Source organism: Pseudomonas agarici (assembly GCF_900109755.1).
Lineage (GTDB): Bacteria > Pseudomonadota > Gammaproteobacteria > Pseudomonadales > Pseudomonadaceae > Aquipseudomonas > Aquipseudomonas agarici.
Map to the genome: position 1 here is coordinate 38,278 of NZ_FOAR01000029.1, position 15,100 is coordinate 53,377.

13 protein-coding genes and 3 pseudogenes are annotated in these 15,100 nt (G+C 58.4%); 6 read left to right on the plus strand and 10 right to left on the minus strand.

Annotation, left to right across the window (positions count from 1 at the left end; genetic code table 11):
- Positions 1-94 precede the first annotated feature (94 nt).
- The 4 genes from BMX68_RS21495 (at position 95) to BMX68_RS21510 (ending at position 4,422) form a co-directional block, all read left to right on the plus strand.
- A complete protein-coding gene (locus tag BMX68_RS21495) occupies positions 95-625 on the plus strand; it encodes a DUF3087 domain-containing protein (RefSeq protein ID WP_017131481.1) in 531 nt (176 codons plus the stop codon).
- 90 nt (positions 626-715) lie between these two features.
- Positions 716-1,750: a hypothetical protein gene (locus BMX68_RS21500; RefSeq protein ID WP_017131482.1), complete on the plus strand. Its 1,035-nt coding sequence runs from the start codon at positions 716-718 to the stop codon at positions 1,748-1,750.
- Positions 1,751-1,838: 88 nt separating this feature from the next.
- A complete protein-coding gene (locus tag BMX68_RS21505) occupies positions 1,839-3,194 on the plus strand; it encodes an MATE family efflux transporter (RefSeq protein WP_017131483.1) in 1,356 nt (451 codons plus the stop codon).
- A gap of 247 nt (positions 3,195-3,441) precedes the next feature.
- Positions 3,442-4,422 carry an arsenic resistance protein gene (locus tag BMX68_RS21510; protein ID WP_017131484.1) on the plus strand — a complete coding sequence of 327 codons (981 nt, stop codon included), beginning with the start codon at positions 3,442-3,444 and terminating at the stop codon, positions 4,420-4,422.
- Positions 4,423-4,427: 5 nt separating this feature from the next.
- Here the strand turns inward: BMX68_RS21510 and BMX68_RS21515 are convergent, their stop codons facing one another.
- Positions 4,428-4,826: a hypothetical protein gene (locus BMX68_RS21515; protein ID WP_017131485.1), complete on the minus strand. Its 399-nt coding sequence runs from the start codon at positions 4,824-4,826 to the stop codon at positions 4,428-4,430.
- Between the two features lie 304 nt (positions 4,827-5,130).
- A complete protein-coding gene (locus BMX68_RS21520) occupies positions 5,131-6,576 on the minus strand; it encodes a SulP family inorganic anion transporter (protein WP_017131486.1) in 1,446 nt (481 codons plus the stop codon).
- 231 nt (positions 6,577-6,807) lie between these two features.
- Here BMX68_RS21520 and ggt point away from each other — a divergent pair, with 231 nt between their 5' ends.
- Complete coding sequence (gene ggt, locus BMX68_RS21525) at positions 6,808-8,535, plus strand: gamma-glutamyltransferase (protein WP_060782546.1); 1,728 nt, start codon at positions 6,808-6,810, stop codon at positions 8,533-8,535.
- A 69-nt stretch (positions 8,536-8,604) separates the two neighbouring features.
- Here the strand turns inward: ggt and BMX68_RS25695 are convergent.
- From BMX68_RS25695 to BMX68_RS21560, 8 genes and pseudogenes are all read right to left on the minus strand, one after another.
- Positions 8,605-8,910, minus strand: a pseudogene (locus BMX68_RS25695) (hypothetical protein); the annotation flags it as partial.
- Positions 8,894-9,060, minus strand: a pseudogene (locus BMX68_RS26785) (hypothetical protein); the annotation flags it as partial. The pseudogenes BMX68_RS25695 and BMX68_RS26785, both read right to left, overlap by 17 nt.
- Positions 9,061-9,362: 302 nt before the next feature.
- Positions 9,363-9,959 carry a lipopolysaccharide core heptose(II)-phosphate phosphatase PmrG gene (gene pmrG / locus BMX68_RS21535; protein ID WP_017131490.1) on the minus strand — a complete coding sequence of 199 codons (597 nt, stop codon included), beginning with the start codon at positions 9,957-9,959 and terminating at the stop codon, positions 9,363-9,365.
- A gap of 321 nt (positions 9,960-10,280) precedes the next feature.
- The gene (locus BMX68_RS21540) at positions 10,281-10,724 is read right to left on the minus strand and encodes a CBS domain-containing protein (RefSeq protein WP_017131491.1); all 444 of its coding nucleotides are present in this window, start codon (positions 10,722-10,724) and stop codon (positions 10,281-10,283) included.
- A gap of 169 nt (positions 10,725-10,893) precedes the next feature.
- Positions 10,894-11,649: a YkgJ family cysteine cluster protein gene (locus tag BMX68_RS21545; RefSeq protein ID WP_026013118.1), complete on the minus strand. Its 756-nt coding sequence runs from the start codon at positions 11,647-11,649 to the stop codon at positions 10,894-10,896.
- A 140-nt stretch (positions 11,650-11,789) separates the two neighbouring features.
- A pseudogene (locus tag BMX68_RS21550) lies at positions 11,790-12,694 on the minus strand (helix-turn-helix transcriptional regulator).
- 295 nt (positions 12,695-12,989) lie between these two features.
- Positions 12,990-13,679 carry a fumarylacetoacetate hydrolase family protein gene (locus BMX68_RS21555; RefSeq protein WP_017131493.1) on the minus strand — a complete coding sequence of 230 codons (690 nt, stop codon included), beginning with the start codon at positions 13,677-13,679 and terminating at the stop codon, positions 12,990-12,992.
- A 336-nt stretch (positions 13,680-14,015) separates the two neighbouring features.
- Positions 14,016-14,327 (minus strand): hypothetical protein, encoded by a 312-nt coding sequence (locus BMX68_RS21560; RefSeq protein ID WP_017131495.1) that lies wholly within the window; start codon positions 14,325-14,327, stop codon positions 14,016-14,018.
- 107 nt (positions 14,328-14,434) lie between these two features.
- On the opposite strand from BMX68_RS21560, the gene BMX68_RS26015 reads away from it, so the two are divergent.
- Positions 14,435-14,686 carry a hypothetical protein gene (locus BMX68_RS26015; RefSeq protein WP_017131496.1) on the plus strand — a complete coding sequence of 84 codons (252 nt, stop codon included), beginning with the start codon at positions 14,435-14,437 and terminating at the stop codon, positions 14,684-14,686.
- Positions 14,687-15,100: the final 414 nt, after the last annotated feature.

Here is a 15,100-nt window from a genome sequence, read left to right on the forward strand (position 1 = left end):
ACAGTACTGAAACACTTTTGATTGACTTGAATGTCGGCGCGTCGCCCATTCGACCCGATAATGCCGGACTACCCTCACTTCAGGCGTCTCCCTCATGTTCGAAATCAAGCCCTTCAATCCCGAGACCTATCGACAGCAGACCCGTCGCGCTACCCTGATCATCGCGGTGATTTTCGTCCTGCTGGCGATGCTGTTGTCTGGGTTGACAGTGATGCTGTTCGGCACCCCCGGTGGCGATAACTTGCGGCTCAACGCCGCTGGCGTGTTCGTGGCGGTCCTGCTGATGGCGGCGCTGATGCGCCAAGTGTTCTGGAAGCAGCCGTGGATGGCGGCGGCCGTCTACGGCTGGCAGCTCAAGCGCAGCCTGATGCGAATCACCAACGTCATGCACCGGGTGACGGCCAACGTGCAGGCGCATGATCCACTGGCAATGAAGCTGCTGCGCTTCTATCACCTGGGGTTGACCCAGATGCATCAGTTGGATGGCAACTCCAGCAGCCACGACCAGATGTTGCATGAGATCGAACAGCACAAGTCTGCTATGGAAGCGCTCGGACTCGACACCGAACAACTGGGCCTGGATCTGCGGTGGCTGGAATCGATCAACAAAACCGAGACGCGTTAACGCCCGCCGCGGGGCTTTCGCGACCTATACTCAAGGTATTCCAAGGCGTGCGGCCGACCGTGGCCGTGCCTGTTTCAAGGAGTGGCAAGCGTGAGCCGGCGTGGATGGATCGTCGCCTTGATCGTGGTGCTGGTCGGATGCACCGCCCATGAGCGTGCCCGACAGGTTCCAGCGGCGATCAGCCTCACCCCACAAACCTGGCAGCAAATCGACGTCGAGCTGGTGCTCGCTTCACAGGAGGCTACTCGCCAGGCTGAAGTCTATGCGCACGGCGCCATGAACCACTGGCGAACAAGGGTTTACCAGCAAACCGAGGAAAAATTCCTGCCCTGGTACAACAACTACTGGACCCAGGAGTGGCTGTCGATCAAGGTCGGTTGGTACAAGCTCAACGAGCGCGGCGAACCTGACCCATCGGCCATGCGCCTGGCGGCGTATCTGCAAGATCAATATCAACGGCGCGTGCTGGCGCCGGTCGCGGTAGAGATCGATCCCGAGGCGATTGTTGAACAATCGGCGCAATTCTATGTGGAACTGCTGGGGCATCAGGCGCAGGCCATCGCCCAGCGTTATGGTGTGCCACCAGAGCAATGGAGTCGACACCTCCATGCCATTCCCGCCCTATCACTGGGCCCGCCCTCAGCGCGCAATGCTTCCCTGTATCAGTTGCTGCAGGCCCAGCCCCTGAGCACACTGCCAGCCTATGGGGCATTGATCGAAAGGGTGCACGCCGCCGCCGGAAGCGTGTCAGACCAGCCGGGTGTCGGCATTTCGGCGGTGGCTAAGCAGACGCACGAGGAGCTTGAGGCTCAGTTTGCAGGCCGAGGCACCGTCGGTGCTGTCGCGGCGGCGGTGGGACGCGTGGCCGGGGCAATGATTTCCATCGGCATGGCAGGCGTCCGAGCGATGAGCCTGCAGAACAACCGGCCCAATACTGATGCGCAGATTCGCCAAACCCTGGGAGCGGCCTTCGACCAGGCCTGGCTCAAGTCGCTGAACAACCCCGGCACCGGGGTCATGGCTGGCGTCTATTATCTCTCGGCGCAGATCGAAGGCAACCTGGCGATTCCCGCCAGGGAACCGGTGTTACCCGAGCCGGTATCCTGGAAGTCTTCTCGCCCCTGAACAGCTGACGCCAACTCATCTCGACGTCTTCTATTAAGATAGACTCGGCGCCTACGTCGATACACATCATCAGGGATTCGAGTCTTTCATGTCCTCACGCCCACAACGCCCTCTCTGGCAGGTCTACCTGGTTTTCCTGGCACCCATGGTGCTGTCCAACTTCCTGCAGTCATTTTCCGGCACCCTCAACAGTATCTATATCGGGCAGATGCTCGGCACCCAAGCCCTGGCAGCGGTGTCCGGCATGTTCCCGGTGGTGTTCTTCTTCATTGCTTTGATCATCGGCCTGGGCGCCGGTGCCTCGGTACTGATCGGCCAGGCCTGGGGGGCGCGTGAGCCGCAAACCGTCAAGTCAGTTGTTGGCACGACGCTGGCGCTGGGTGCGTTGATCGGGCTGACGGCCGCGGTGCTCGGGAGTATCTTCGCCCGACCGGCGTTGCAGGGGCTTGGAACACCTGCCGATGTGCTGGACGATGCTGTCGGTTATGCGCAGATGATGATGCTGATCATGCCGTTGCTGCTGGTTTTTGTGCTGTTCACGCAGTTGCTGCGCGGGATCAGTGATACGGTATCGCCGCTGCTGGCGTTGCTGGTGTCTACCGGGGTCGGTTTGTTGCTGACTCCGGCGTTGATTCGCGGCTGGCTGGGGTTGCCGCAGATGGGTATTCGGAGCGCCGCATTGGCCGGCCTGGCGGGGACGGCTTGCGCCATGCTGTTCCTTGCGCTGCGCCTGCGGCACAAGAACAGCGTCATGGCTCCGGACCGCGCCCTGTTGACGGCAATGCGCCTGGATCGGGCGATCCTCGGCAAGGTCCTGCGCATCGGCTTGCCCACCGGACTGCAGATGATCGTGTTGTCGTTGTCCGAACTGGTGATTCTCTCGCTGGTCAACCGCCACGGTTCCCAAGCCACGGCGGCCTATGGTGCGGTCACGCAGATCGTCAACTATGTGCAGTTCCCGGCGCTGTCGATTGCTATCACTGCCTCGATTCTCGGTGCTCAGGCGATCGGTGCCGGGCGCCAGGAACGGATCGGTGCGATCCTACGTAGCGGCCTGTTGATCAACACCTGTCTGACCGGTGGCCTGATAGTTTTCGGCTATGGGCTTTCCCACTGGTTGCTGGGTCTGTTCATCACCGAGCCCTCCACTCAGGCGACTGCCGAGCATCTGCTGCATATCATGCTTTGGAGCCTGCTGGTGTTCGGTTACCAGGCTGTGATCGGCGGCGTCATGCGCGCCAGCGGCACGGTAATGGTGCCAGTTGTGATCATCATCTTCTGCATCCTTGGGATCGAATTGCCGGTGGCCTACCTGCTCGACGCCCACCTTGGCCTGGAAGGTGTGTGGATGGCATTTCCGGCGACGTATATCGGCATGTTGCTTTTGCAGGTGGCTTACTACCGGTTGGTATGGCGCCACAAGCGAATCGAGCGCTTGATCTGACCCTGAATGAGCCTGGTGGTATCTCTCTTAGGAGGGTATTGGAACCTCGCTCAAATGGCGCACGATGGCGTGACAGGGGCGCGGTGCCTGGCGTTTCTCACACCAAGGCACTAGCTGAGTGTTCATTGACAGGGATGCGTGCTGAACAACGTGGTGAGGCGGTTCTTCGTGATTGAGTCATTTGGTGCTAGACGAGCATTTTACGTTTGCATAGGCTGACGGCTTTTTTGCGGCAGGGGAACGTGTCTTGAATCGCGACACACTTGAGCGGAGCCAAATACCGGTCTACTTCGTCGCCGTGGTCATTGCGGCGTTGCTCGGACTGAAGGCGCCTGGTATCGCCCAGGGACTAAACGCCCTGGTAACACCGAGCATCGCGTTATTGATGTATGCAATGTTCCTGCAAATCCCCTTTCTCGATCTACGCCGTGGCCTCGGAGACCGGGACTTCATGGTGGCGTTGCTGCTAGCCAATTTCGTTTTGATTCCGCTGCTGGTCTGGGCCCTGAGCCGAGGCCTGGTGGCACATCCAGCGATTCTGACGGGGGCGCTGATGGTGCTACTGACACCCTGCATCGACTATGTGGTGGTGTTCACTCATATTGGCAAGGGTGACTCGCGGAGCATTCTGGCGGCCACGCCGATCCTCTTGTTGCTTCAGTTGATTTTGTTGCCGATTTACTTGGCTTTTATGCTGGGTAGCCAGGCCGGGGTGGTGATCTCCATCGACCCGTTTGTCGAGACATTTCTTGCACTGATCGTTGCGCCTCTGCTGTTGGCCGTGGCAACTTGCGCGCTGTCCCGGCGCTCACGGATCGTCAATGTCTGGAACGAGGCCTGGGCCTGGTTGCCGGTGCCGGCGATGGCGGCGGTCTTGCTGGTGGTGGTCGGTTCCCAGGTTACCTCGGTGGTGCGCGATATCGACCGGCTCGCGCCAGTGATTCCGGTGTATATCGGCTTCATGCTGCTGGCGCCGGTCATGGGGGCTCTGGCTTCGCGACTCTGTGGATTGCCGGCGAGCACCGCGCGCGCTGTCACCTTCAGTGCTTCGACGCGCAATTCCCTGGTGGTGCTGCCATTGGCCCTGGCGTTGCCCGAGGATATCCGCGGTCTGGCCGCCACCGCCGTGATCACCCAGACATTGCTCGAGCTGGTGGCACAGTTGATCTATATCCGCGTCATTCCGACACTGGTCTGGCGCAATCAGCCGCAAGGGCCGGCCAGCTGAGCGGATCACAGCTCCTCGATGGCCGCACGGATCTGATCGGCGACCGGTTGTTCCAGTGTGCTGTAGAGCTGTGCCAGGACCCGGCCGCTTTTCGAACGATAGACATGCGGCCCCGCCAGGGCCTCCAAGGCTTGGAAATGCTCTTGCAGATGGTCACAGTACTCACGGGTTTCGCAGACAAAGAACTGTCCGCCCTTGGGCGCAATACTCGGAAAGGCCACTTCCACCCGTTCCTTGTAGGTGTTGGGCAGCAGGCTCAGGGGCTTGCGCTTGGGATAGCTCACGGCACCGAAAGGGACACCGTTGGCTTTCAGGGCATTGAGTACCGTCTGGACGGTGGGCGTGGCATCGTTGCCACAGGCGACCAGGGGCAGGCCGGCGATTATCAATAAAAGGGCTTTCATCCTGACATTCCTTGTTTCATCACACGTTGCGCTTTCCATCAGCGGTTACTGACCGAAACGGCTAGGTGGATAGGGTGTTTTGTATTGAATATTGTGCAGGACTGTTGTTTCGATGGGTGTAGGCTTTGTCTCGATAATCTGTAATTGTTCTTTGAGTTGTTGTCGGTTGGGTCGGGTATAAAGCGCTATTGAATAAACAATCTTTATGCTGTCAGGCTACAGGCTGTCGGCGGCGGAAACCCAATAGGTTCAGGGCAGTTGATAGCAATAGATCACCTTGGTGAAAGGGCGGCTCGGGACCGTTTTACCCGTGCTGCACCCCAGCCCGTTTCAGCAATTGCTTGCAGCGTTCGGACAGATGCTCCACCCGTAAATGCTTGCCTGCCTTGGCATAACGCTCGCGCAGGCTCTTTAGCGCGGCAATCGCCGAGTAGTCGACGAAGCTTAGGTGGCGACAATCGAGTACCACCTTCTGTGGATCGTTGCTGGGATCGAACAGGTTCTGGAACGGCGTCGTCGAGGCAAAGAACAGTGTGCCATGCAAGCGGTACAGCTTGCTGCCGTCGGCTTCTTCATGGGTGTCGGCATACAACTCGCGGGCGTGCTGCCAGGCGAAGTTGAGCGCGGCTATCAGGATCCCGCACAAAACCGCCGTCGCCAGGTCGGTCAATACGGTGATCAGCGTGACGGCAATGATCACCAGTACATCGTTGAGCGGCACCTTGTTCAACACTCGCAACGAGGCCCAGGCGAAAGTCTGTTGGGACACCACGAACATCACCCCCACCAGCGCGGCCAGCGGGATGCGCTCGATCAACGGAGAGAGGAACAACACGAACAGCAGGATCATCACCCCAGCTACCACGCCGGATAAGCGGCCACGGCCACCGGAACTGAGGTTGATCACGGTCTGGCCGATCATGGCGCAACCGGCCATGCCGCCGAACAGGCCGGAGACCATATTGGCCGCGCCGAGCGCCACGCATTCGCGATCCGGATAGCTGCGGGTCTCGGTGATTTCGTCGGTGAGGTTGAGAGTCAGCAGGGTTTCCAGCAGGCCCACCAGCGCCATCAACAGCGCGTAGGGAGCGATGATATGCAGGGTTTCCAGATTCCACGGAATCTGCGGCAGCGTGGGGGCGGGTAGGCCACCGGCGATATGAGCCATGTCCCCCAGGGTGCGAGTCGGCAGGCCAAATAGGTAGACCAGCAGGCCGACTCCGAGGATCGCCACCAACGCCGGCGGTACCGCACGATTCAGGCGTGGCAGCAGGTAGACGATGGCCATGGTCAGCGCTACCAGCCCGAGCATCAATGCCAATGGCTCGCCGCTCAACCAACCATCCCCCACCTTGAATTGCTCCAGTTGGGCCAGGGCGATAATGATCGCCAGCCCGTTGACGAAGCCGAGCATCACCGAGTGCGGCACCATGCGCACCAGCTTGCCCAGGCGCAACAGGCCGAACGCAACCATGATCAAACCACCCAGCAGCACCGTTGCCAACAGGTATTGCGCGCCGTGCTGTACCACCAGCGCGACGATGACCACGGCCATGGACCCGGCGGCTCCGGAGATCATCCCCGGGCGTCCGCCGAACAGGGCGGTCAGGGTACAGATGATAAAAGCGCCGTACAGGCCCATCAGTGGGTTGAGGTGGGCGACGAGGGCAAAGGCGATGCATTCGGGCACCAGGGCAAAGGAGGTGGTGAGTCCGGCCAGGACATCAGCGCGTAGACGGGCGGGTTTCATGGTTTACCTGAAGTGGAAGCCAGCGGGGGCAAGCGAGGGCAGGGCGAAGAGCAAGGAATGGTACGCAAATACCGACGATGCGGCCAGTCCGGTACAACTGCGTTGTTGGCCGGTATGGCGAAAAAAATCGGGGATGGATACTAGTTGAATAGTCCTACAGCAGCTACTTTGTACAAGCCCGCGCAGGCAGGAGCCTGTGTTTCCAGCAAATAAAAGCAAGAGAGTCGGCTTATGAAGTTTGAACCCCTTTCGCGCTCGCTTCTGGCGATAGCGCTGATTTTGGCTGTTTCCCCTGTCCACGCCGCTTCCCAGACACCCGTCGCCGGGGAAAACGGCATGGTGGTTACGGCGCAGCATCTGGCGACTCATGTCGGTGTCGACGTACTCAAGGCCGGCGGCAACGCGGTTGATGCCGCCGTCGCGGTGGGTTATGCGCTGGCGGTGGTCTACCCGGCGGCGGGCAACCTCGGCGGTGGCGGTTTCATGACCGTGCAGTTGGCCGATGGCCGCAAGACCTTCCTCGATTTCCGCGAAAAAGCACCCCTGGCCGCCACCGCCAACATGTATCTGGACAAGGACGGTAATGTCATTCCGGACCTGAGTGCCAAAGGGCATCTGGCGGTCGCCGTGCCGGGTACCGTTTCAGGCATGGAGCTGGCGCTGGAAAAATACGGCACAAAAAAACGTGCTGAAGTTATCGCCCCGGCGATCAAGCTCGCCGAGCAAGGTTTTGTGCTGGAGCAGGGCGATATCGACCTGCTGCACACCGCTACCGCCGACTTCAAGAAGGATATCCACGACTCGGGCTCGATCTTCCTGAACAAGGGCGAGCCGATGCAGGTGGGTCAGAAACTGGTGCAGAAAGACCTGGCCAAGACGCTACGCGAGATCTCGGCCAAGGGCACCGATGGTTTTTACAAGGGCTGGGTCGCCAAGGCTATTGTCGATTCGAGCCAGGCCGGCAAGGGCATTATTACCCAGGTCGACCTCGACAAGTACAAGACCCGCGAACTGGCGCCCATCGAGTGCGATTATCGTGGCTATCATGTCGTCTCGGCTCCCCCACCCAGTTCGGGCGGGGTGGTGATCTGCCAGATTATGAATATCCTCGAAGGCTATCCGATGGACAAGCTGGGCTATCATTCGGCCCAGGGCCTGCACTATCAGATCGAGGCCATGCGTCACGCCTATGTCGACCGCAACAGCTATCTGGGCGATCCCGATTTCGTCAAGAACCCGGTAGCCCACCTGTTGGACAAGGGTTACGCCGAGAAGCTACGAGCCGCCATCGATCCGCACAAAGCCGGGATCTCCAAGGACATCAATCCAGGCGTGGCGCCCCATGAAGGTAACAACACCACCCATTACTCGATCATCGACAAATGGGGCAACGCGGTGTCAGTGACTTATACCCTCAACGGCTGGTTCGGTGCTGGCGTCATGGCGAGCAAGACCGGGATCCTCCTCAATGACGAGATGGACGACTTCACCTCCAAGGTCGGTGCGCCGAACATGTACGGTCTGGTCCAGGGCGAAGCGAACGCTATCGCTCCGGGCAAGACGCCACTGTCGTCGATGAGCCCGACCATCGTCACTAAGGACGGCAAGACCGTCATGGTGGTCGGTACTCCGGGTGGCAGTCGGATAATCACTGCGACCTTGTTGACTATCCTCAATGTCATTGACTATAAGATGAATATTCAGGAAGCGGTGGATGCGCCGCGTTTCCACCAGCAGTGGTTGCCGGAGGAAACCAATATCGAGGCCTTCGCACTAAGCCCGGACACGCAGAAGATTCTTGAAGGTTGGGGCCACAAGTTTGCCGGTCCCCAACCGTTGAATCACCTGGCGGCCATCCTGGTTGGCGCGCCTTCTCTCGACGGCAAGCCGGTGGGTAACAACCGCTTCTACGGGGCGAATGACCCTCGTCGCAATACCGGGCTGTCGCTGGGTTACTGAGTTCTGGCAAGTGGCGGGGCAGGTGCGTGCATTGCGAGTCTGTCCCGCTTAGTCGGAGTTGTTGGCGGTTCATGGTCGGGTTTGCGGGAAGATGATGATCTCGACATCCCTATTCTTATAGCGTTTTCCATCCACTGGCAGTAGCGCGAGTTCCTGTATTTCTTCAACATTCCTGACCCGCATGATCACGCCGACCGAGCTCTGTCTGCGTGCTTCATTCATCCACTGGCCGATGTCCTCGAAGGTGACGCGACGTCCCGTGGCGTCTGGATAATCCAGGCCGTATAGCATGAACCGCGGATCGAGGTTGGCATAGCCGGCCTGACCGGCGATCAGGCTGAAACTCATGAACAGCAACGCCGAGGCGAAACTCTTGGCTGATCTGGGCATAACGGGTTTCGTCGGGAATCCACAGGCCGTGAACATCGTGGGCAGCAGGTAGAACAACCCGAAGGCCAGTATCAATACCGGTAGCGACCAGCGCTTGAGTGTTGCGAGAGAGAGAGGAAAGCAGTGTGTGTTCATGAGCCGACCTTAGCGGTATATACCGCTTCAAGCGGTTTTAACCAAAGGTGAGAACTTGGCAACTCTGATGTTCGGTGATCAAGTTGCTCAGCAATCGAGTTGTTTAATAGTGAAGTGTGACAGGCCTTTGACGAACGCTCGCCCACGGGCACTCAAGTCCGGTTGCCCACTGGATAAGGTGGCCGTGGCGAGTGCAGTGGATCGGTTTCAGACGATGAGAATTGTTTTAAGAAAAGTTGTTAAAAAAGTGCATTCACACTACGGCTTGTTGCATTTTTTAGGCGTTTAAAGTTGCAAAATATTTATTGCATGCCGTTCATTTTTTTGTTGCCGAGAGTGGTTTGCCAATTCTCCGCATTGATGACTCCGAGCATTTTCAACTGACCATCGGCGCCCACGGAAACAAGGATCGAACTGGTGTATTCGCTTTTCACCTCATGCCGATAACCCAACTCTTTTTCGAGGTCATCAATACAACCGCTGTGGGTCACCAGCACCAGATTGCGATGTGCTGCCTTGTGCGCGACTGCGTCCCGGCCCAGGGCCGGCCCGCAGCTCAGCAGCCAGTCAGCGCTGATCGCGGTTTTGCCGAACATTGCTTGTGCGGTTTGAGTGGTCCGGGTGGTCGGACTGCTCAGCACATCGGTATTGTCCATGCCGACAGCCTGGAAGGCTTGGCCCACGTCGACCGCGGAGCGGCTGCCCAGTCGGGTAATGCCATCCTCGGGACCCAGGCACGCATGGCTTGAACGATCGCAGCGCTCGGCATGGCGTACCAATACGATAATGTCACCAGCCTTCCAGTGAGCATAAACGCTGGCGCTGCTCATCGGGTCGTTGAGCGCCAGGTCGAGGTGCGATTTGGGCCACAAGGCAAAGCCGGTCATGAGCAACGCCATAAGTGCTATAGCACCTGCCAGAAACATAGGCTTGAACCGGCATTGAATGACCGGTCGCATGACATCAGGGATAACCACAAACTCACCCTCTGGCAATTCAGAAAAGGCGTATTTGCAAACCCGCCCGGAAAATGACAATGACCATCACGCAATATCCAATGGATGTTGCGTGGTAGTAATTTACGAAGGCGCAAGTGGGAGCGAAGTGAAAGCGTTGTGAAAAATTTGGAAGTCCGTCAATCCCCATATTTCCGTTGTCTTTTGCAGCGTGTGGAAACATTTTGGCAGGGGATTGCGGCGGTTGACGCACTGAGGGAAGGGTTATTCGCCGCGGATATATTGCTCGAGCTGACGAATCAGGTCGGCCTGTTCGGTGATAGCCTCTTTGACCAGGTCGCCTATGGACAGCAGGCCGATCAATTGGCCTTCTTCGACCACCGGCAGATGGCGCAGGTGTTTATCGGTCATGAGGGCCATGCAGGTCTCGACACTCTGGTGGGAGTCCACGGTGATGACCGGTGCGTTCATGATCTCGCCGACCTGAGTGGAGACCGAGCTGAGTCCTTTGAGGATCACCTTGCGCGCATAGTCCCGCTCGCTGATGATGCCGAGCACCTCGCCGTTTTTGCCGATCACCGGCAGGGCACCGATGTTTTTCTCGGCCATCTTGATCAGCGCCTCGAACACCGTGTGGTCGTTGTGGATTGTGTAGACTTCCTGATGCTGGCTACCCTTGAGCTTCAGCAGTTCTGCAACGGTTTTCATGGATGGCTCTCCCGTGCGGCTCTCGTGCGGTGGCTATGACACGGCCACACTCCATCGCGACCGTTCTTACAGAATCGTAGACGGATCCCGCGAGGACGATGCAGAAAGCAGCCTATAGGCGCTGAAAAAAGTCGTGGCCCGATCTTTTCGCTGCTCATTGAGCCAAGCCTCAATCGACAGCCTGCAAGGGGATAAAGCGGTAGTGACCCGTGCCCGATGAGGTAATTTCAGCCCCGTGGGCAAGCAGTACCTGGGTGCTGTGCATATCCGCCAGTTGAAAAGCCCATTGCTGTTGTGGGTGCTCGCCCGCCTGATCCGCTGCCGTCTGCTCGATAGCGGCCAGGAACGCGTCCATATCGGGCAGATAAGTGGCAAAGCCGTTGCCCTTGAGGGCGGTAGTAGCGATACCGAGGCGGACACAGATTGCCGCCTTGGCCGCGATATCCTCGCGGTCGGCCTGGCGCGAGCGGTCAATCAGTTCGGCCAGTTCCTGGTCCACCAATTTCCCGCCGGCAATCAGGACCGAGCCTTGTTCCCACGATTGCGGCGGACAATCCTTATGGTCGATACGCAACCTGATATGCGGGTTGATCTCCGCCGGATAAATACGGCAGACCAGCGGTCGCCGTTCGTAGATACCGCAACGATTGTCGACATCGAGGTGGCGACACGGCCCGTTGTTGTAGGCCGCGAACGTCACCGCTAACCATGCTTGGATCGTTCCACTGGTGATCAGCACGGAACGGCGGTGGGCGTGCTCGAACTGCTCCTCGGCCACGCCATGACCGTTTTCCAGGAATGCCTCCAGCAGCACGATGACTGTACCGCCATCCACGGCCCATTGGCGGGACTCCTCAAGGGTCAATGGAACGTAATGATCGTTACAGCACTTGCCGCAGCCCACGCAGGAAAATCGTGTGTTGATCAACTCGCTACCTCATCCAATTCTTTTTTTGAACCGACGCGCGCGTGCCGGCACCCGTGATTGCACGGGGTTTTGCCTGTGGAGGGTGTGATATTACATTTCGTTACAGGCGGACTGAAATAAACTTCAGGCGCCGCTGTTCAGATGCTGTGCCGGCTGCGCCGAAACTGCCCCGGAGGCAGGCCTTGGGTGGCCTTGAAGCGACGCGAGAAGTAAGCGTCGTCGGCGAATCCGCACAGTTGGGCAATCTGGCTCACCGGTCGCTCGCTGTTGAGCAGGTAAGTGCGCGCCAGGTGCATGCGACGCTCCAGGACCAACTCCGAGAAGGTGTTACCGGTTTCCTTGCGCAACAGGTGCGTCAGGTAGTTGGGCGACAGAAAGGCCGCTTCGGCGGTGTCTTTAAGGTTCAGTGTCGGGTCGGCGATATGCTCGCGCAGGTAGCTCGATACCCGCGCCAACGCATCCCGTCGCCCACGCCGCGCCGCCCTGTTCGCTGATAGGGTCAGCAGTTCATCGGCATACAGGCTACAAACCTTGCCGGTCAGTTGCACAGGCAGCCCTTGAGTGCCTGGCGAGTGCCGAGATCGCGGCCCCGATCCAGTTCGCGCATTTTCTCCAACAACGCCTGGACCTCGGCAAAGTCGTGGTCGGCGAGGATGAAATCCAGGTGCTCCTGATGCTGAAACGGCGACAACTGCGGTAGGTCATGAATGGAAAGATCCTCCAGGTCCAACGGATCGCAGTCCAGGTGAGGCAGAAAAAACGCCTGGGAAAAATTGATCAGGACAAAGTTGCTCTCTTGCGGGTGCGGAATCAGGTGCAGACGATGGGGCAGGATAAAGGCCAATGCCTGGCGCGGATAAGGCCGGATGGCGCCGCCGATGTGTTGCACGGTATCGCCCCCGAGATTGATCTGGATCTGGAAGTAGTCATGCCGGTGCGGGGTGACAATGGCTGGCCGGGCCTGTTTGTCACGAATATAGAAATCCGTGCGGTCGCTACGTTGTTGCATGCCGTAGGTGCGCACACGTGAAGGGATCGACATCGACACGGTCCTGGATGGCGGAAGCGGGATGTCGTCATTTTAGGCTTTGTACGAAATGTTTTCGAGCGAGGACCTGCTTGCATCGCAGCGCGGGCGGGTGCAGATCACATAGGCTACCAGTCCTCGATCAGGGCTAGTGGCCTGTGTGGTGAGTTCTATTAGCCAATTTCGAATGCCAGAAACCCATGGCCGACGTTGCTGTTCCTCGCCATATCCCGGCTATGACTCGTCACAGCGCCTTGGTCATGGACTTCTGGCATTTGAACTTAAGCTAATAAACTCACCGTACAGGTCACTAGCCGATGGTCAACTCGAAGCTGGCGATGCCCTCGATTCCGGCGTTGACCCGGTCGCCTGGTAGCAACGGGCCGACGCCCGCCGGTGTGCCGGTGAAGATCAGGTCGCCAGGCTGCAGTCCGACCGAGTGCGATACATGGCTGATCACATCGCGGACCGACCAGATCTGGTCCGTCAGGTCGCCGCGTTGGCGCTCGACATCGTTGACCTTTAGCCAGATGGCCCCGCTGTCTGGGTGCCCCAGTGCCGTGGCGCGGCGCAAGGCGGTGCAGGGTGCCGACTCGTCGAAGCCCTTGGCCCAGTCCCATGGCCGGCCGAGCTTCTTGGCTTGGGCCTGGATGTCCCGACGGGTCAGGTCGAGGCCGACGCCGTAGCCCCAGACATGGCGAAGAGCGTCGGCCGGATCGATTCCGGTACCGCCTTCACCGATGGCTACCACCAGTTCGATTTCGTGGTGCAAGTCCTGAGTCAGTGGCGGGTAAGTGATCACGCCAGTTGCCGGCACCACCGCATCGGCGGGTTTCATGAAAAAGAACGGCGGCTCGCGGTCAGGGTCATGGCCCATTTCCCGAGCATGTTCGGAGTAGTTGCGACCGACACAGAACACCCGGCGGATGGGGAAACGTGTCGATTCGCCTTCGACGGCCATGGAAGGGGTGGGATGGGGGGTGAATACATAGTCGCTCATGCGGGTTTTCCTCGTGGAAGTCTGGCCGTGGGTGATTGGTCACGACTCAAGTGTGGGGCAGCAGGAGCGGCGTAAATTGGACAAATCCAACAAGCTTCTGGACTTTCCCAGGCAGTCATACTTCTGTGAGAGGCGCAAAGTGTGGCGATCAAGGAGTATTGACTGAAGAATTATGGCGATAAGGCGTTTGGTGGAACGCCGCCTCGCCGCGTTGAGCGGCGAAGCAGCTACCAAACCAATTGCCCCGGTTTGACTGATGCCGCGAATTTTCTGGTTTCAGGGGCACTTCGACCCAGCATGGGTAAGCCCATTCGCCACAACATTCGGAGTGAGCGGCTAGGCGCTCTTCGCCAAGGCTTGGTGGAAAGCCCATTTGGCCTTCAGCGCTTGTAGGACGTCGCTTATGAAATCCTTGTCCGCTGCCGCTTTCTTGCCAACGTAGCCCTGGCCGCGACGGTACATCTTGAGGTAGGCGAACAGTTCGGAGCGGGCCTGGGTAAAGGCGTGCTCGTCGGTGTAGGGTGAGCGGGCGTCGAGTCTTACATCCCCGGCCCGGTTAATCCAGAGGATATGATCGTCGTGGCTGTCTTTGCGCGAGGCGAATAGTCGAGCCAGTTCATCGATAGTCGGTTGATTGTTCAGATTCATGTTAAAGCCCCTTTGACCACTCGTTAATCTGTCTGGTTTACGTGTGCATCATTGCCAAGACGGCGAATTGCTGCGATGCCATGCGCGGACAATCGTGTCCGTGAAGCATGGCGCCGGCCCTGGGCGTGATTCATGTAGTGACTAAAAAATGCCGCTACATGGCGTTTCAACGAGACGAAGCGGCAGCGCAATCCTTGAACGGCGCCGACCACAGCAACGGAGTCAGCCACAAGCATTTTGAGGACGTTAGGCCGGTGCTTCTCGCCCGTTTGGACGATCACGACAGGTCAGCTTCATCAATCTGCCTTGTGGGCAGTACAGATCCGGAACAGCTCGACGGCTTGTCGAGCTTGTTGTAACAACCACTTTTGCAACGCTCCCGATCAGGGAGACGAGCTCATCATGCAAGTGCGGAAAGCAGGCGTCAATCGTTTTGTAGTGAATATTTTATAGCACTACATATTGCTGATCCAACACTTCTTGTAACACTGAAAAGGGACCAAGTAGGCGAAATATGACCATGTGGTCTTGGTTCTTCAGGAAGTACGTGCCGGTCGCGCCTTTTTCCCAGAACTCATTGCGCCCTCCTGAAAATAGACCGGAAGGTGTAAAGCTTATTCAGGACGGGACAAAAGCACGAAAAAAAACCCGGCTGACAAGGCCGGGCTTTGGGTTGGATGTTGCGGTAAAGCCACTCATGCATGGTTTTCGATCAAACGATCGGAGCCACCTTCAGCCATGCGGTTTTCGATCAAACGATCGGAGCCACCTTC

What these genes read in the sequence shown, in the direction of transcription:
- BMX68_RS21495 (WP_017131481.1), top strand. Translation starts at nt 95, where the DNA reads ATGTTCGAAATCAAGCCCTTCAATCCCGAGACCTATCGACAGCAGACC.
- BMX68_RS21505 (WP_017131483.1), top strand. Translation starts at nt 1,839, where the DNA reads ATGTCCTCACGCCCACAACGCCCTCTCTGGCAGGTCTACCTGGTTTTC.
- BMX68_RS21515 (WP_017131485.1), bottom strand. Translation starts at nt 4,826, where the DNA reads ATGAAAGCCCTTTTATTGATAATCGCCGGCCTGCCCCTGGTCGCCTGT.
- BMX68_RS21520 (WP_017131486.1), bottom strand. Translation starts at nt 6,576, where the DNA reads ATGAAACCCGCCCGTCTACGCGCTGATGTCCTGGCCGGACTCACCACC.
- ggt (WP_060782546.1), top strand. Translation starts at nt 6,808, where the DNA reads ATGAAGTTTGAACCCCTTTCGCGCTCGCTTCTGGCGATAGCGCTGATT.
- pmrG (WP_017131490.1), bottom strand. Translation starts at nt 9,959, where the DNA reads ATGGCGTTGCTCATGACCGGCTTTGCCTTGTGGCCCAAATCGCACCTC.
- BMX68_RS21540 (WP_017131491.1), bottom strand. Translation starts at nt 10,724, where the DNA reads ATGAAAACCGTTGCAGAACTGCTGAAGCTCAAGGGTAGCCAGCATCAG.
- BMX68_RS21555 (WP_017131493.1), bottom strand. Translation starts at nt 13,679, where the DNA reads ATGAGCGACTATGTATTCACCCCCCATCCCACCCCTTCCATGGCCGTC.
- BMX68_RS21560 (WP_017131495.1), bottom strand. Translation starts at nt 14,327, where the DNA reads ATGAATCTGAACAATCAACCGACTATCGATGAACTGGCTCGACTATTC.
- BMX68_RS26015 (WP_017131496.1), top strand. Translation starts at nt 14,435, where the DNA reads ATGGCGCCGGCCCTGGGCGTGATTCATGTAGTGACTAAAAAATGCCGC.